Origin of the sequence: Paenibacillus glacialis (assembly GCF_001637205.1) — a bacterium.
Taxonomy (GTDB): domain Bacteria; phylum Bacillota; class Bacilli; order Paenibacillales; family Paenibacillaceae; genus Paenibacillus_AQ; species Paenibacillus_AQ glacialis.
Window position 1 is genome coordinate 310,787 of sequence record NZ_LVJH01000007.1, and the last position, 14,230, is coordinate 325,016.

The following is a 14,230-nucleotide window of genomic DNA, read 5'->3' on the forward strand; positions in this document are numbered from 1 at the left end:
GCTTATCGATGATTATTTGAGTTTAAGTTACGAATATATAAACTTCGTTCTAGCAGGCCTTATGTGCTCACACGGTGTAAATCGGGTGAGAATATAAGGTTATTTCTGTTGTTTATGGTTGTCACATGACGTTTTCCAGTATTTGCGGGGTTAAAAATGTAATCTAGCATGTTACAATGATTTTGTTGGTGATGACAATTTTGTAACCTTTTTGTAACTGTGATATTCAAAAATACGATACGAAATAAGGAGATGTATATATGAAAAAATCAATGATCAAAACGGTAATGACTGGTACAGTTGCTTCTATATTAGCTGTTGGAATGGTACTACCAGGGTCAGCTTCTGCTGCTTCTGCTGAAACTTATAAATATACTGATGTGAAGGTGATTTTTCAAGATTGGATGAAGAATAATGACGGGGAATGGAAAGTCATTGTAGATAAGCTACAGACAAGTATTAAGCCTTCTAAACCAATTACTAAACCAATTACTAAACCTGAAGTGAAACCTGAGGTAAAACCAGAAGTAAAACCAGAAGTAAAACCAGAAGTAAAACCTAAACCAGACACAAACGTAGATCAATCGGTTACTGCTCAAGTTGTGAACCTAGTGAATCAAGAACGTAGCAAAGCAGGTCTGAAACCATTGACTTCGGATGCTAAATTAGCCAATATGGCACTAGATAAAGCTAAAGATATGAGTAACAACAAATATTTTGCGCATAATTCACCAACCTATGGATCTCCTTTCGACATGATGAAGAAATATGGTATTACTTATAGCTACGCAGGCGAGAATATTGCTAAAGGCCAAAAGACACCAGCTGAAGTTATGAAAGCTTGGATGAATAGTGAAGGTCATCGCGCTAATATCTTGAATGCGAACTATACAATTATCGGAGTAGGTTATTACAATGGTCATTGGGTACAAGAGTTTATTAGTAGATAATCAGAAAATCAATATACAATGAAATGGACAGCTGAGCTATTCGATGATGAATAGCTCAGTTGTTTTTTTGTATCCTTTTCGGGAAAGCATAGGCTTGATAGCTTGATCTCCATATTTTATCCGCAAATAGGTGTCGCAATCAACTTGTTATTTGCAAATTTGAAATAGAAGTTTTAATGTTAAACCTAAGATTGAAGGAGGTATTGAATTTGAATTCGTCAAAGTGGATCTGGCGCAGTGTAAGCATCGTCTCAATTGTGACGACATTGGTATTGTTAGTTGGATTTATATACGCTATTAAAGATGTTAATGCTCCACAGGTTGGTACAGAAGCGATTGAACGTCCATCTCAGCAACTAGGGGAGGGAGTAGCGGATAGTATGGATAGTAAAAAGGAATATAAGATTGCAGCTATTGGAGATTCCTTGGCAAAAGGCACAGGCGATGAGACAGGAAGCGGGTTCGTGAAAAGAAGCGTGGAAGGACTCGCGAAGAGTAGTGGCAAGAAGACGACGTTACTTAACAATTTAGGGATTAATGGACTAACGACGGATGGTCTTGTGACGAAGTTAGATGAAGAAGGTGTACAATACGTTCTGAAACAGTCTGATGTTATTATCCTTTCTATTGGAGGTAATGATCTATTTCAGGGGGCACAGCTGTTATCATCAGCTAAGGGGGAGTCAGAGACATCGGCAGGCGCAGAGTCAACGAATTCAGCACACGAGGTAACAGCAGAGAAGATACAAAGTGCATTGCCTAAAGCATCAGCACAACTCAAAGTTGTTTTAGAGAAAATAAGAGTGATTAATCCTGATTCCTATATTGTTTATGTGGGATTGTATAATCCTTTTGGAGATATGAAAGAATTGAAAACCGTAGGAAATGAAGCTGTAACGAGATGGAACAACGTTGCACTTACGACCATCAACAAATATGAGAATATGACTTTAGTCCCTACTTATGATTTGTTTACACATAATTTGAAACGATATTTATCGAGTGACCACTTTCATCCAAATGCAGAAGGATATCAACAAATTGCTAATCGAATTGTACAGGGGATACAGTAAGAGATGGAAATTTAAAAGAAAGGGGCATTCATATGACTGTAACTAGTGCGGATAAAATTGTTCTTTCTGTTGAACATGTACATAAAAAAATTGGTAAAAAAATGATTATTAAGGATGTAACTTTTGATGTGCGTGAAGGAGAAATTTTCGGTTTCCTAGGTCCAAATGGCGCGGGGAAAACGACGACGATTCGAATGTTGGTTGATCTGATTAAACCAAGCAGTGGAACGATAAAAGTATATGGTTATGATGTCAATCGTGATCAGGAAAATGCGTTACGATACGTAGGCTCGATTGTTGAGAATCCAGAAGTGTACACGTATCTCACAGGATGGGAAAATTTAGAGCACTTTGCAAGAATGCAACCCGGCGTTGATGAAGTGCGGATTCAAGAAGTTGTAGATATTGTCCGGTTGGATCAACGCATTCATGATAAGGTACGTACATACTCACTTGGTATGCGTCAGAGGCTTGGTATCGCCCAAGCGCTATTGGGTCGTCCAAAGTTACTAATACTTGATGAACCTACGAATGGACTTGATCCTAAGGGGATTAAGGAGCTTCGCGTGTTCATTAGGAAGCTTGCTGAGGAAGGATTGGCGGTATTTGTATCCAGCCATTTATTGAGTGAAATCCAATTGTTATGCGATCGTGTAGCAATCATTAGTCAAGGGAGTGTACTTGCTGTAGGTGAAGTGAATGAGTTAGTGTCTCAGAATGCCGAATATGTCATTTGGGATATGGAGCCCATGTTAGAAGGACGTACTATTCTTTCTAAGTTCGAGGGCGTGCAAATGGTTGAATCCGTGGAAGCATTACTGGATGATACTATCATTGCAGGAATGTCATTGAATGCCGTTGTTACACAAAATGGAGAGGAACTAATTCCTGCCATCATTTCGCAATTAGTCAAGGCAGGTATCGCAGTGAAGGGTGTCAATAAGATTAATCCAACACTAGAACAATTATTCCTACAAATGACTGAAGGTGAGAATATTGAGTAGTATCCTGCCACTTATAAAAAACGAATGTATCAAGATTATTAAAAAGAAGCGTTTTTACGTCGTTCTACTCATTTTATTAATTCTGGTACCGATTTTTACCTATGCCCAAATGAAATCGTCAGAGCTAAGTCGAGATAAGTTCAATGGCGACTGGCGGCTTGAATTACAGCAGCAAATAACAGACAATCAGAATTCTCTCGGAAGTAATCGAATACCAGAGGAGTGGAAGAAATATCGGTTAATTTTTGTCCAGCAACTTCAGTATTATCTCGACCATAATGTGAATCCTAAAGAACCAAATGGGGTTACCTTTACGCGAGAATTTATGGATAATTCCATCTCATTGTTCATTCCTTTACTTATTATGGCTATTGCATCGGACATTGTATCTGGTGAAAGAACTACAGGTACGATCAAAATGTTATTGACAAGACCGGTAAAAAGGTGGAAAGTACTGCTGAGTAAGATGATTACGATGATCATGTTTGTATCGTTGATAATATTATCGACTTTTGCCATAAGTTATTTGATCTCAGGAGCTTTTTTTGGATATGTTGGCTTTAACATGCCAGTGTTCACGGGGTTCCAGATTAGTGGTTCTAATGTCGATATGTCTGCTGTACATGCCGTGCCACAGTGGGAATATTTGTTGATGCAATGCGGATTAATATGGTTTGTTGCTGTAACGGTTGCATTACTTGCTTTTATGGTGTCTGTGTTAGTGAAAAGTACGGCTGCCAGTATTGTCGTCATGATGGCCGCACTCATTGCAGGGACTATTTTGACAAACATGGCATCTGCTTGGACAAGCGCTAAATATTTATTTATGGTAAACTTGCAACTTACGAGTTATTTGGCCGGAACACCAGCTCCCATTGAAGGAATGAATCTTAATTTTTCATTGATTGTATTGGGAATATGGGCACTTGTTTCGGTTATCGTGTCATTCACAGTCTTTACGAAAAGGGATATCTTGAACTAAAATAGACAAGGATAACAAAACATCTGTTTGCATCGGATGAAAGTCATCGTTGATAAAGATTTATTAAGGGGGAGCATGAATGGTCGAGCAGATCGATTTGCTTGCAGAGTCATCCAAAGGCGGCGAAAAGGGCCATGCCGGGTACGATGTAGACGACATTCAAGTGCTCGAAGGTCTAGTCGCAGTTCGCAAAAGACCTGGAATGTATATTGGTAGTACGAGTGCATCGGGACTTCATCATCTAGTATGGGAAATCGTGGATAATGCAGTGGACGAACATCTTGCCAAATACTGCACAAGAATTGAAATAACTTTACACAAAGACGGATCCGTGACTGTTCAAGATAATGGGCGCGGAATTCCTACAGGAATTCATAAAACGGGTATACCAACACCTCAAGTTGTCTTCACGATTCTACATGCCGGAGGTAAATTCGGAGGATCAGGATATAAGAAGTCAGGCGGTCTTCATGGTGTCGGTGCATCAGTAACCAATGCTCTATCTGAATGGCTAGAAGTCGAAATATTCCGTGATGGAAAGGTACATCGCCAACGTTTCGAATATTGGGTAGATGATAAGGGCATAGAACATGTAGGTGAACCATCTACAGGTCTCGAACAGCTTGGAAATACCAATAAGACCGGTACAAAAGTGACTTTTAAACCGGACATACGCGTTTTCTCGAATGGCATTCACCTTAATTATGACACTTTAGCGGAACGGGTACAGGAACTTGCTTTCCTGAATTCGGGCCTTCGAATTGTGCTGAAGGATCATCGTTCTGATAAGCAAGATGAGTTTCATTATGAAGGTGGTGCGAGTCAGTTCGTCGAATTCCTGAATGAAGGCAAGGATGTATTACATGATGTCATTCATTTCAATGCTGAGAAGGATGATGTCGAAGTTGAAGTAGCACTTCAGTATAACGCTGGGTATACGGAGACACTTGCATCTTTCGTTAACTCCATTCCAACACGGGGCGGGGGAACGCACGAAACAGGGTTCAAGACAGCTTACACGCGTGTCATGAATGATTACGCTAGAAAAACAAGCCTACTTAAAGAAAAAGACAAGAATCTAGAAGGATCAGATTTGCGTGAAGGCATGATGACGGTTATTAGTGTCAAAATGTCCGATGTTGAATTTGTGGGTCAGACGAAAGACCAACTAGGTAGTGCATCCGCTCGGAGTATGGTGGACGCTATTGTCTCTGAGAACATGCAAATCTTTCTAGAAGAGAATCCGCAGGTTGCTCAAACACTGATCAAGAAGGCCGTTCAGGCATCGAAAGCACGTGAAGCTGCGCGGAAAGCTCGAGATGACATGCGTACGGGTAAGAAACGTAGTGAAAGTTCCAATCTGAATGGTAAGCTTACGCCTGCACAGTCTAAAGATGTGACACGCACAGAACTGTTCATCGTGGAAGGAGATTCCGCGGGTGGTTCGGCTAAACAGGGTCGAGACTCTAAGATCCAAGCGATCCTTCCTTTGAAGGGGAAACCTTTGAACCCAGAGAAGGCTAAACTTGCTGATGTTCTGAAGAATGAGGAATATCGTGCGATTGTATCTGCCATCGGTGCAGGAATTGGTACTGATTTTGAACTGGAAGACAGCAATTATTCTAAAATAATTATTATGACAGATGCGGATACGGATGGAGCACATATTCAAGTATTGCTTCTGACGTTCTTTTACCGTTATATGAAGCCGCTTATAGATGCAGGGAAAGTCTTTATTGCACAGCCGCCATTGTACAAGATCACACGTAAATCGGGGAAACTTGAGACGATGCGTTACGCATGGAGCGATGAAGAACTAGCGAACTACTTGAAAGAATTCGGAGATAAATTCGAATTGCAGCGTTATAAAGGACTCGGAGAAATGAACCCTGAGCAGTTATGGGAGACAACAATGAATCCAGAGATGAGAACGCTGCTTAAAGTACAGATTGTAGATGCAGCTAAAGCAGAGAAACGTGTATCCACGCTAATGGGTGACAAGGTTGATCCACGCAAACGCTGGATTGTTGATAATGTTGACTTTACTGATGTCGAGGAATAGAAGGTGAATAGATGAGCTTATCAGAAGAATATCTACCGGCCTACTTAGAAGAGGTCGTCGGTGACCGTTTCGGGCGGTACTCTAAATATATTATTCAGGATCGTGCGATTCCCGATGTACGCGATGGGTTGAAGCCTGTTCAACGACGGATTCTATATTCAATGTATGATTCGGGTAATATGCCGGACAAGCCATATCGCAAGTCGGCCAAGGCGGTCGGAGATGTGATGGGGAATTACCATCCTCACGGAGATTCATCGATTTATGACGGAATGGTTCGTATGGCTCAGCCATGGAAGATGGGACATACGCTTATTGATGGACACGGTAACTGGGGATCTATTGATGATGATCCAGCTGCAGCGATGCGTTATACGGAAGCAAGGTTATCACCAATTGCTTTGGAATTGCTGCGCGATATCGAGAAAGGCACAGTATTATTCAAGGACAATTTCGATAACACGACACAAGAACCAGCTGTGTTACCGTCGAGATATCCTAATCTTCTAGTGAATGGTGCGAGTGGTATTTCTGCAGGTTTCGCGACGGAAATTCCTCCTCATAATTTACGTGAAGTTATTGATGCGTGTATAGCCGTCATGCAGAAGCCAGAGATTGAACTGGAAGAACTCATGACATTCATTAAAGGGCCAGACTTCCCTCTTGGTGGAACCATTATGGGTGGAGAAGGCATCATGGATGCTTATCGTACGGGTAAAGGACGCATTTATTTAAGATCTAAGACGGATATTGAATTTATGCGTGGCGGCAAGCAACAAATTGTCATCACAGAAATTCCTTTTCAGGTGGTTAAATCACGCCTTGTTACAGCTATGGAGAATATCCGTCTAGAGAAAAAAGTAGAGGGTATCGCTGAGGTTCGTGATGAAAGTGGACGTGAAGGACTTCGAATTGTTGTGGAACTCAAGAAAGAAGCCGATGCACAAGGGATTTTGGCCTATTTATTGAAAAAAACAGATTTGCAAATCACATATAACTTTAATATGGTAGCGATCGTTAATAAAGCCCCGCAACAATTAGGGCTTAAGCCGATTCTAAGCGCATACATCGAACATCAACGTGAAGTCGTGACTCGCAGAACTAGGTTTGATCTCAATAAAGTTGAGGATCGCTTACATGTACTTGAAGGCCTAGTGAAGGCACTTAACATCCTAGATGAGGTCATTGCAGCCATTAAAGCTTCTAAGAATCGTCAGGACGCTCAGAATAACTTACAATGGATGTTTGGCTTTACCGAACGCCAAGCAGATTCCATTCTTACGTTGCAGCTCTATCGGATAACGAACTTAGAGATCACAACATTGCAGAAAGAAATGGACGAAATCCATAAGAAAGTTGAAACGTTGCGCGCCATTCTAGAAAGCGATAAGAAACTGATTGCCTTAATCCGCAAGGAATTGATGGAGATCAGAGATAAATTCGGAATAGATCGTAGATCCGTCATTCAAGGTGAGGTCGAGGAAATTAAGGTTAATCTTGAAGTGATGGTCAATGCGGAAGACGTTATCGTGACGCTTTCTAAAGAAGGATATATCAAGCGTACCAGTATGCAGTCTTTTACAAGGTCAGGCGGTGATCGCGAAGGCTCGGGCGTGAAAGATGGCGATTATCTCAAAAAAGTGCTGGAGCTAAACACACTTGATAATTTACTTGTCTTTACGCAAAAAGGACAATATTTCATTCTTCCTGTTCATTTGATTCCAGAGTTTAAGTGGAAAGATGCAGGTACGGCTATAGTGAATGTGATTAACCTTGCTAAAGAAGATGACATCATTGGATTTATATCTGTATCGACACTTGATGATCCTGGTAAGAGTCTAGTGTTTGTAACAAGAAAAGGTCAAGTTAAGCGTACTGAATTGAAAGAATATATGACGAATCGTTCAAGTGCTATCGCTGCTTGTAAAGTAGCCGATGGCGATGAGATCATCTCCGTTTCACTGAGTGATAATAGTAAGGATATTCTTCTTGTAAGTAAACTTGGGATGAGTATTCGCTTCAAAGAACAAGAAGTTAACCCAATGGGACGAGTATCAACGGGTGTTCGAGGGATGCAGTTACGAGATGGTGACGAAGTCGTGTCTGCTCTATGGGTGGAAGACGATGAAGGCGAAATTCTTACAGTAAGTGATATCGGCTACGCGAAACGCTCATTATTGGTTGACTATTTATCACAAAGCCGTGGTGGTAAAGGGTTACCGACGTTTGAATTCAAGGAAGGTAAACGAGTGAAACCGAATGGTAGCCAATTAGTAGGGGCATTCTATTGTAAGAATCCTGTACACTTAGTTGCTGTTAGCCAAGCGGGCACAACAAACGATATGATTTCCGAACAAACGCCGATCGCAGATCGTAAATCAACAGGTAAGCAGTTGATACATCTGGATAAAAATGATCAGATTATTGATCTGTTCGAGAAGTGAATTAACTAATATAGGAGGCATTCTGCTACGGTTGTAGTAAGAGTGCCTTCTTTGTAGAATGAAAAAATTTGTGAGACAGGAAGGAAATGGAACAAATTTCGCGAAAGTTAATGTAATAAACGAAGTGTATATAAGAAAGGTAGGAGGTATACAGTTGCAGACTTCCGAATTCGCGAAATTATGGTCCCAGCTTAGCAAAGATTATAAACTGCATATGGAAAATGAGCTTGCACCTGTACTGACAGAATCCCAATTAACTGTACTTGAGGTCATCATGGAACGTGGCACCATGAAACCATCAGATTTCATACCTTATTTGGCGACAAGTCCCGCTGCAGTTACAATGCTGTTAGATCGGATGGAGAGGAATGGGCTATTGGGGAGAGAACGTGACAGCAATGATCGTCGTATTGTCTGGGTATCGATCTCTGAGAAGGGTAAGCAAGAAGCAGAACGTGGCGTACAGATTCGAGACGCTTTTCTGTCAACGGTGTTAAATCGTATATCATCACATAACCAACAATTACTTGTTTATCTACTTGGGAAGATTACAGCTAATACTAAAGTAGTCTGAGTAGAATTAACGAATAATCTTTGTCTACGGGGTTAGATTAATAGAGGTTGAGACAACTAAGGGAGTCATTCATATTATGAACAACATGGAATTATTACGTAATCCTAAACAACGGAAGTTATTATTCGGCGTTGGCCTCAGTTGGCTATTCGACGCGATGGATGTTGGTATTATCTCATTTATCGTTGCAGCGCTAAAAGAAGAATGGACACTCACAGCAGGTCAGATTGGTTTTCTTACAAGTATTAGCTCCTTGGGAATGGTCCTTGGTGCGGTGTTGGCGGGAGCCATGGCGGATCGTTATGGACGCAAATCTATATTATTGTGGACATTATTAATATTCTCTATTGCTAGTGGCTTGTCGGCGCTAGCTACAGGCTTCGGCGTGTTGTGTTTACTGCGCTTTATTTCTGGCGTTGGGCTCGGTGGAGAGCTACCAGTAGCTTCTACACTTGTATCTGAATCGATGCCTGCGAAGGACCGTGGACGAGCTGTAGTGTTATTAGAGAGCTTCTGGGCCATCGGTTGGATCTGTGCTGCGCTTATAGCGTATTTCATTATTCCGAAGTATGGTTGGCAAGCTGCTTTCGTTATTGGAGCTATGCCAGCATTATACGCACTTTATCTTCGACGAGCGATTGAGGATCCCCCACGGTTCATTAAGCAAAATGGCATCCGGAAACCTTCTTTCCGTGAGAAAGTAGTACAAGTATGGTCGATAAAGTATCGCCGATCTACGATCATGCTGTGGATTTTGTGGTTCACCGTCGTGTTCTCATATTATGGCATGTTTCTATGGTTACCGACGGTTATGACCATGAAAGGGTTCAGTTTGGTGAAGAGTTTTGAATATGTGCTGATCATGACGTTAGCTCAATTGCCAGGTTATTTCACAGCGGCCTATTTCATTGAGAAATTTGGACGTAAATTCGTCCTTGTGACGTATTTAGTGATGACGGCTGTGAGTGCAGCATGGTTTGGATATTCAACTTCTGTAGGTATGTTGATTACAGCTGGAATTTTCTTATCCTTCTTTAACCTGGGAGCTTGGGGTGGATTATACGCCTATAGCCCAGAGTTATATCCTACAAAGGTTCGTACAACAGGCGTAGGACTTGCGACAGCTATGGGGCGTGTTGGTGGCGTTATTGCTCCACTGTTAGTGGGTTTACTCGTTTCTAAAGGAACAGGGATCAATGTTATCTTTATGATGTTTTTTGTGGTCATACTGATTGGGGCTTTTGCTGTGCTCTTCCTTGGAAAAGAGACAAAGGGAATAGAATTAGCGGATGAATAGGTACACCTTATTAGCATTTATAGACAAAATGAAAACCTGTTCACAAATGAACAGGTTGATTTTGTCTCGTATGTTGTACAAGGAGAAGGGAGTTGAATTACAGTTATAATTTAGATGAGATCGTCTTCAGCTTCAACTTCATCGGAAACTTCAACTTCGTCAGCCTCTTCAGCAGCTTCTTCTTCGGCATCTTCTTCATTAAGGATTTCGTCAGTCGCATCTTCGCTGGGATCGGATGATTCAGATATTTCAGCGTTTTCTACATTTACTTCTTCTTCCAATACAATCGCGTTTTCTAATTCTCCCATATTAATCCCTCCGTTTATGCACTTAGTTCTCTAAGTGTAGGTCAAATATATCATCTCTCTTGAGAAAAGATTGTCACTTCATGCAGGTAGAGAATAATAATTTTCTGCTATATTCCGATCGTTTATTACTATTATCTATGCAATCTTAGAGTCTACTAGTCGCATATTGGAGGTTTATAGAATAAATAGCTATACTGGAGTCGAGATTTGAAAAATCTGAACTGTTCCCCTATCCATTAACGGGTATGTTAATATATATCTTCTAGGGTTTAAAGAAGATACGTTGAGAAAGGTGATCGTATGCAAACATTAAATGACGTCATTTTTGACATGGATTTATATGATGAATTGGGTTGGGAGTTAGAGAATGTCAAGACTATGAAGCTGAACGGATTAGAGATTTCACGTAAATTTCTGAATTTTGTTCTGCAAAAGGGTGATCGCGTGGAGATTGAAACGGTAATGGGTAAAGTGTATGTAGCGGAAGTCCAATAGGTAAGGGAAGGATTGTGTTCTTATTTATGATAATGTAAATTATTGTAACCATGTGAGGAGCTTGACGTTATATACTGTATAGAATATTCGATCAGGTAAAGGAGATAAACTTCTTATGTTCCTAAAAAGGAAAAATGCAACACAATTATATGATCGTAGGGAGGAAAAGAAATCACCATTAGTTCGCGATCGGCGTTCTTTGCAACTTGCGATCATACTGTTATCGATGGTCATCATATTGTGTCTTCGCTATCCGGGACCCTTGAATGTCGTTGAATGGCTCTTTCAGAGCATAGGCCTTCCGTTATATTCTGGTGAGAATGGGATGGGGTTACATTTTGCAAACATATTTGTATTGATGTTATTGGTGGCCGTATTCTTTGTGCTAAACAGAGCGCTTGAACGGGGGATGTTTATAGCATTTATTGTTATTATGATGTTGGTGAGTAATGCTCCTGGATGGATTACAACTTCCTATCAACGTTTATTCGCGTCAGGCGTATATGCAGTGGAAGTGGATCAATCCAAAGTGAATTGTAACTACGAACTTAAGGATGGAAGCCTTGGAGGAACATGTCAATTGGCACTGACAAATTATAGTGGAGATGTAGTTGAAATCGTTCCTGTCATAGAGTTTCCTAAATTTCGGGGGGAAGAAGAGCTAAGATTCCCCGTGATTCGGTTGTCATCTATGACTATTCCACAACGAGTAGATAGTGTCTATAATGTTAGTTTCGATATTGAGATGGACAATAATGGTTATGTTTCTAGTGGGATGGGATCTGGTATGATCATCACGTTGAGTGATGGTGTTCATGAGCGAAGATGGGAATAAGAGCGTGGAATTTAAGTTTACATACACAAGGATATACAGTGGATCATACGAGTCTTTTTTTGAAGGAAAGTAGAGTTCTTGTTACAGCGGATGCCATGAAATGTGTGGAGGTTGAATTAAGAGGTTCGGGTCAGCAAACAACGAAGGATATGACTATTACATTGCACTCTTTGAAGGAATATAAAACTATAAAATACAGGATATGGTATTATTGTTCTATGAATTGAGGGGGGAGATCTATATGAATATGATAAATCCAGTTATTGATTACTATAATAGCTTTGGGGATAGAGAGTGGAGTCGCTTGGATCGAGAGCCGCTCGAATTCACAGTGAATTGGTATTATATCAATAAGTATCTGCCAGCAACCGGTCGGGTTTTGGATAATGGAGCAGGTCCGGGTAAGTATGCCATTGCACTTGCCCAGCAGGGTTACCAAATGACATTAACAGATCTCACACCGAAACTTGTTGAATTAGCTAAAGAGAAATCGCGAGAGCATGGTGTGGAGACAATGTTTGACGGGTTCCATGTAGCAGATGCTCGTGACTTATCGGAGTTCGTGGATCAATCCTTTGATGCATCATTGATGCTCGGACCGATGTACCATCTACAGAATGAGATTGATCGCCGGATTGCTGTCCAAGAACTTCGTCGTGTGACGAAGTGTGGGAGTTATGTATTCGTTGCCTTTCGCTCTCGCACGAATCATGCACTTGCGTCTTTGCGATCTCCGGGTCAATGGAAGCCGAATGATAACATGAATGCTATTCAAGAGTTTATGAACGATGGTATTTTTAATCATAGTGATGAAGGAAGATATACGGGAGCTTATTTTTTCAACGTAGAAGATATTAATCCATTCATGGAGAGTAGCGGGTTTCAATCCATTAATCTCATTGGTTCAACCAATATAGGAACATTACTTAGCGAAGAGCAATTATCTTATTGGAAAGAGAAGGGACATGAGGAATATGCTCAACTTGTAGATTTCCTTATACAAAGAGCACAAGATCCATCGCTACTAGGGATTTCTTCGCATCTTTTATATATAGGACGAAAAGTATAAAGGTCTAAAATTTCGATTTCTCGAATTTCATCAATATTAACATTATTTAAATTTCAAAAAGAAGTATAGTAAGCAAGCATGGTTCGCATAAAAATACTCCCTCCAAGTACGCTTGGAGGGGGTATTTACAATTGTTCAGTGGATGACTATGGAAGTTGATTCCCGGCTGCTCTGTATATCTCGTACCATTCTTGTCTTGTAAGAGTGATAGTTGAAGCCTTACAGATATCTTTCAAGCGATCTGCATTGGTTGTCCCAACGATAGGTTGAATTTTGGCAGGGTGCCTTAGGATCCATGCAATGGCAATAGCAGAATTGGATACCCCTTTAGCTTCAGCTATTTGATCAATTGTGTGATTGAGTTCTGGGAATTTATCATTATTTAGGAATACACCCTCAAAGAATCCATATTGGAAAGGAGACCATGCTTGGATCGTAATATCCTTCAGGCGGCAATAGTCCAATATACTCCCGTCTCTGTCGATGGAACGATCGATATGCATATTTACGTTAATCCCAGAATCTATCATTCCTGTATTTGTGATGCTTAACTGTAGTTGATTGATGATAAGCTTGTGATGTAAGTACTTGTTAAGCAATTCAATCTGCATTGGGTTCTGATTGCTCACTCCGAAATGTCGTACCTTACCGCTATTACGCAATATCGTAAAAGCTTCATCGACCTCTTCAGGTTCAACAAGTGTATCTGGACGATGTAATAGAAACACGTCAATATACTCCGTTTGTAAACGCTTTAGACTTTGATCAACAGAATTCAGAATATGTTCTTTGGAAAAGTCGAAGTATCCCGGCCGAATGCCACATTTTGTTTGGATAATCATTTTTTCTCGTATACTAGGGCTCATCTCAATCGCTTGTGCAAATATTTCCTCGGATTTCCCAGCACCATAGATATCAGCATGATCAAAGAAATTGATGCCCTCGTCCATAGCTGTATTAATAAGCTTACCAGCTTCCTGTGTGGAAAGTTCCGCAATTCTCATACATCCAAGCGTAATTTCTGAGGCGATTAAGCCGCTTTTACCAAGATTAATATTGTTCATTACAACACCACTTTCAAAGAAATTGTGATCGAACGTAAATATTGAGGCGACACCCTTCTCTCATTATAACTTT

13 protein-coding genes are annotated in these 14,230 nt (G+C 40.6%); 11 read left to right on the forward strand and 2 right to left on the reverse strand.

What is annotated here, in order from left to right:
• The first annotated feature begins 260 nt into the window (after positions 1 to 260).
• From PGLA_RS06805 to PGLA_RS06840, 8 genes are all read left to right on the forward strand, one after another.
• The gene (locus tag PGLA_RS06805) at positions 261 to 950 is read left to right on the forward strand and encodes a CAP domain-containing protein (RefSeq protein WP_068530648.1); all 690 of its coding nucleotides are present in this window, start codon (positions 261 to 263) and stop codon (positions 948 to 950) included.
• Between the two features lie 209 nt (positions 951 to 1,159).
• Positions 1,160 to 2,023: a GDSL-type esterase/lipase family protein gene (locus PGLA_RS06810; RefSeq protein WP_068530650.1), complete on the forward strand. Its 864-nt coding sequence runs from the start codon at positions 1,160 to 1,162 to the stop codon at positions 2,021 to 2,023.
• Between the two features lie 32 nt (positions 2,024 to 2,055).
• Positions 2,056 to 3,027: an ABC transporter ATP-binding protein gene (locus PGLA_RS06815; RefSeq protein WP_068530655.1), complete on the forward strand. Its 972-nt coding sequence runs from the start codon at positions 2,056 to 2,058 to the stop codon at positions 3,025 to 3,027.
• Positions 3,020 to 4,009 carry an ABC transporter permease gene (locus tag PGLA_RS06820; protein ID WP_068530659.1) on the forward strand — a complete coding sequence of 330 codons (990 nt, stop codon included), beginning with the start codon at positions 3,020 to 3,022 and terminating at the stop codon, positions 4,007 to 4,009. Before PGLA_RS06815 ends, PGLA_RS06820 begins: the two co-directional genes overlap by 8 nt.
• 79 nt (positions 4,010 to 4,088) lie before the next feature.
• Positions 4,089 to 6,071: a DNA topoisomerase IV subunit B gene (gene parE / locus PGLA_RS06825; protein WP_068530661.1), complete on the forward strand. Its 1,983-nt coding sequence runs from the start codon at positions 4,089 to 4,091 to the stop codon at positions 6,069 to 6,071.
• An 11-nt stretch (positions 6,072 to 6,082) separates the two neighbouring features.
• The gene (gene gyrA, locus PGLA_RS06830; RefSeq protein WP_068530664.1) at positions 6,083 to 8,515 is read left to right on the forward strand and encodes a DNA gyrase subunit A; all 2,433 of its coding nucleotides are present in this window, start codon (positions 6,083 to 6,085) and stop codon (positions 8,513 to 8,515) included.
• Between the two features lie 154 nt (positions 8,516 to 8,669).
• Positions 8,670 to 9,089: a MarR family winged helix-turn-helix transcriptional regulator gene (locus tag PGLA_RS06835; protein ID WP_068530667.1), complete on the forward strand. Its 420-nt coding sequence runs from the start codon at positions 8,670 to 8,672 to the stop codon at positions 9,087 to 9,089.
• 76 nt (positions 9,090 to 9,165) lie between these two features.
• Entirely contained in the window at positions 9,166 to 10,386 is a 1,221-nt protein-coding gene (locus PGLA_RS06840; protein ID WP_068530670.1) for an MFS transporter, read from the forward strand.
• Positions 10,387 to 10,496: 110 nt separating this feature from the next.
• On the opposite strand, the gene PGLA_RS06845 is transcribed toward PGLA_RS06840, so the two are convergent.
• Positions 10,497 to 10,694, reverse strand: coding sequence for a hypothetical protein (locus PGLA_RS06845; protein ID WP_068530673.1), 198 nt, complete (start codon positions 10,692 to 10,694; stop codon positions 10,497 to 10,499).
• A 300-nt stretch (positions 10,695 to 10,994) separates the two neighbouring features.
• On the opposite strand from PGLA_RS06845, the gene PGLA_RS06850 reads away from it, so the two are divergent.
• The 3 genes from PGLA_RS06850 to PGLA_RS06865 all read left to right on the forward strand — a co-directional run bounded on the left by PGLA_RS06850 (position 10,995) and on the right by PGLA_RS06865 (position 13,093).
• Positions 10,995 to 11,189 carry a hypothetical protein gene (locus PGLA_RS06850; protein WP_068530676.1) on the forward strand — a complete coding sequence of 65 codons (195 nt, stop codon included), beginning with the start codon at positions 10,995 to 10,997 and terminating at the stop codon, positions 11,187 to 11,189.
• 115 nt (positions 11,190 to 11,304) lie between these two features.
• Complete coding sequence (locus PGLA_RS06855) at positions 11,305 to 12,024, forward strand: hypothetical protein (protein WP_068530678.1); 720 nt, start codon at positions 11,305 to 11,307, stop codon at positions 12,022 to 12,024.
• A 250-nt stretch (positions 12,025 to 12,274) separates the two neighbouring features.
• Positions 12,275 to 13,093 carry a class I SAM-dependent methyltransferase gene (locus PGLA_RS06865; protein ID WP_068531343.1) on the forward strand — a complete coding sequence of 273 codons (819 nt, stop codon included), beginning with the start codon at positions 12,275 to 12,277 and terminating at the stop codon, positions 13,091 to 13,093.
• A 146-nt stretch (positions 13,094 to 13,239) separates the two neighbouring features.
• On the opposite strand, the gene PGLA_RS06870 is transcribed toward PGLA_RS06865, so the two are convergent.
• Positions 13,240 to 14,157, reverse strand: coding sequence for an aldo/keto reductase (locus PGLA_RS06870; protein ID WP_068530684.1), 918 nt, complete (start codon positions 14,155 to 14,157; stop codon positions 13,240 to 13,242).
• Positions 14,158 to 14,230: the final 73 nt, after the last annotated feature.

Excerpts from the sequence above, each read along its gene's own strand:
- PGLA_RS06840 (WP_068530670.1), top strand. The coding sequence starts at position 9,166 with ATGAACAACATGGAATTATTACGTAATCCTAAACAACGGAAGTTATTA.
- PGLA_RS06850 (WP_068530676.1), top strand. The coding sequence starts at position 10,995 with ATGCAAACATTAAATGACGTCATTTTTGACATGGATTTATATGATGAA.
- PGLA_RS06870 (WP_068530684.1), bottom strand. The coding sequence starts at position 14,157 with ATGAACAATATTAATCTTGGTAAAAGCGGCTTAATCGCCTCAGAAATT.
- PGLA_RS06855 (WP_068530678.1), top strand. The coding sequence starts at position 11,305 with ATGTTCCTAAAAAGGAAAAATGCAACACAATTATATGATCGTAGGGAG.
- parE (WP_068530661.1), top strand. The coding sequence starts at position 4,089 with ATGGTCGAGCAGATCGATTTGCTTGCAGAGTCATCCAAAGGCGGCGAA.
- gyrA (WP_068530664.1), top strand. The coding sequence starts at position 6,083 with ATGAGCTTATCAGAAGAATATCTACCGGCCTACTTAGAAGAGGTCGTC.
- PGLA_RS06815 (WP_068530655.1), top strand. The coding sequence starts at position 2,056 with ATGACTGTAACTAGTGCGGATAAAATTGTTCTTTCTGTTGAACATGTA.
- PGLA_RS06845 (WP_068530673.1), bottom strand. The coding sequence starts at position 10,694 with ATGGGAGAATTAGAAAACGCGATTGTATTGGAAGAAGAAGTAAATGTA.
- PGLA_RS06805 (WP_068530648.1), top strand. The coding sequence starts at position 261 with ATGAAAAAATCAATGATCAAAACGGTAATGACTGGTACAGTTGCTTCT.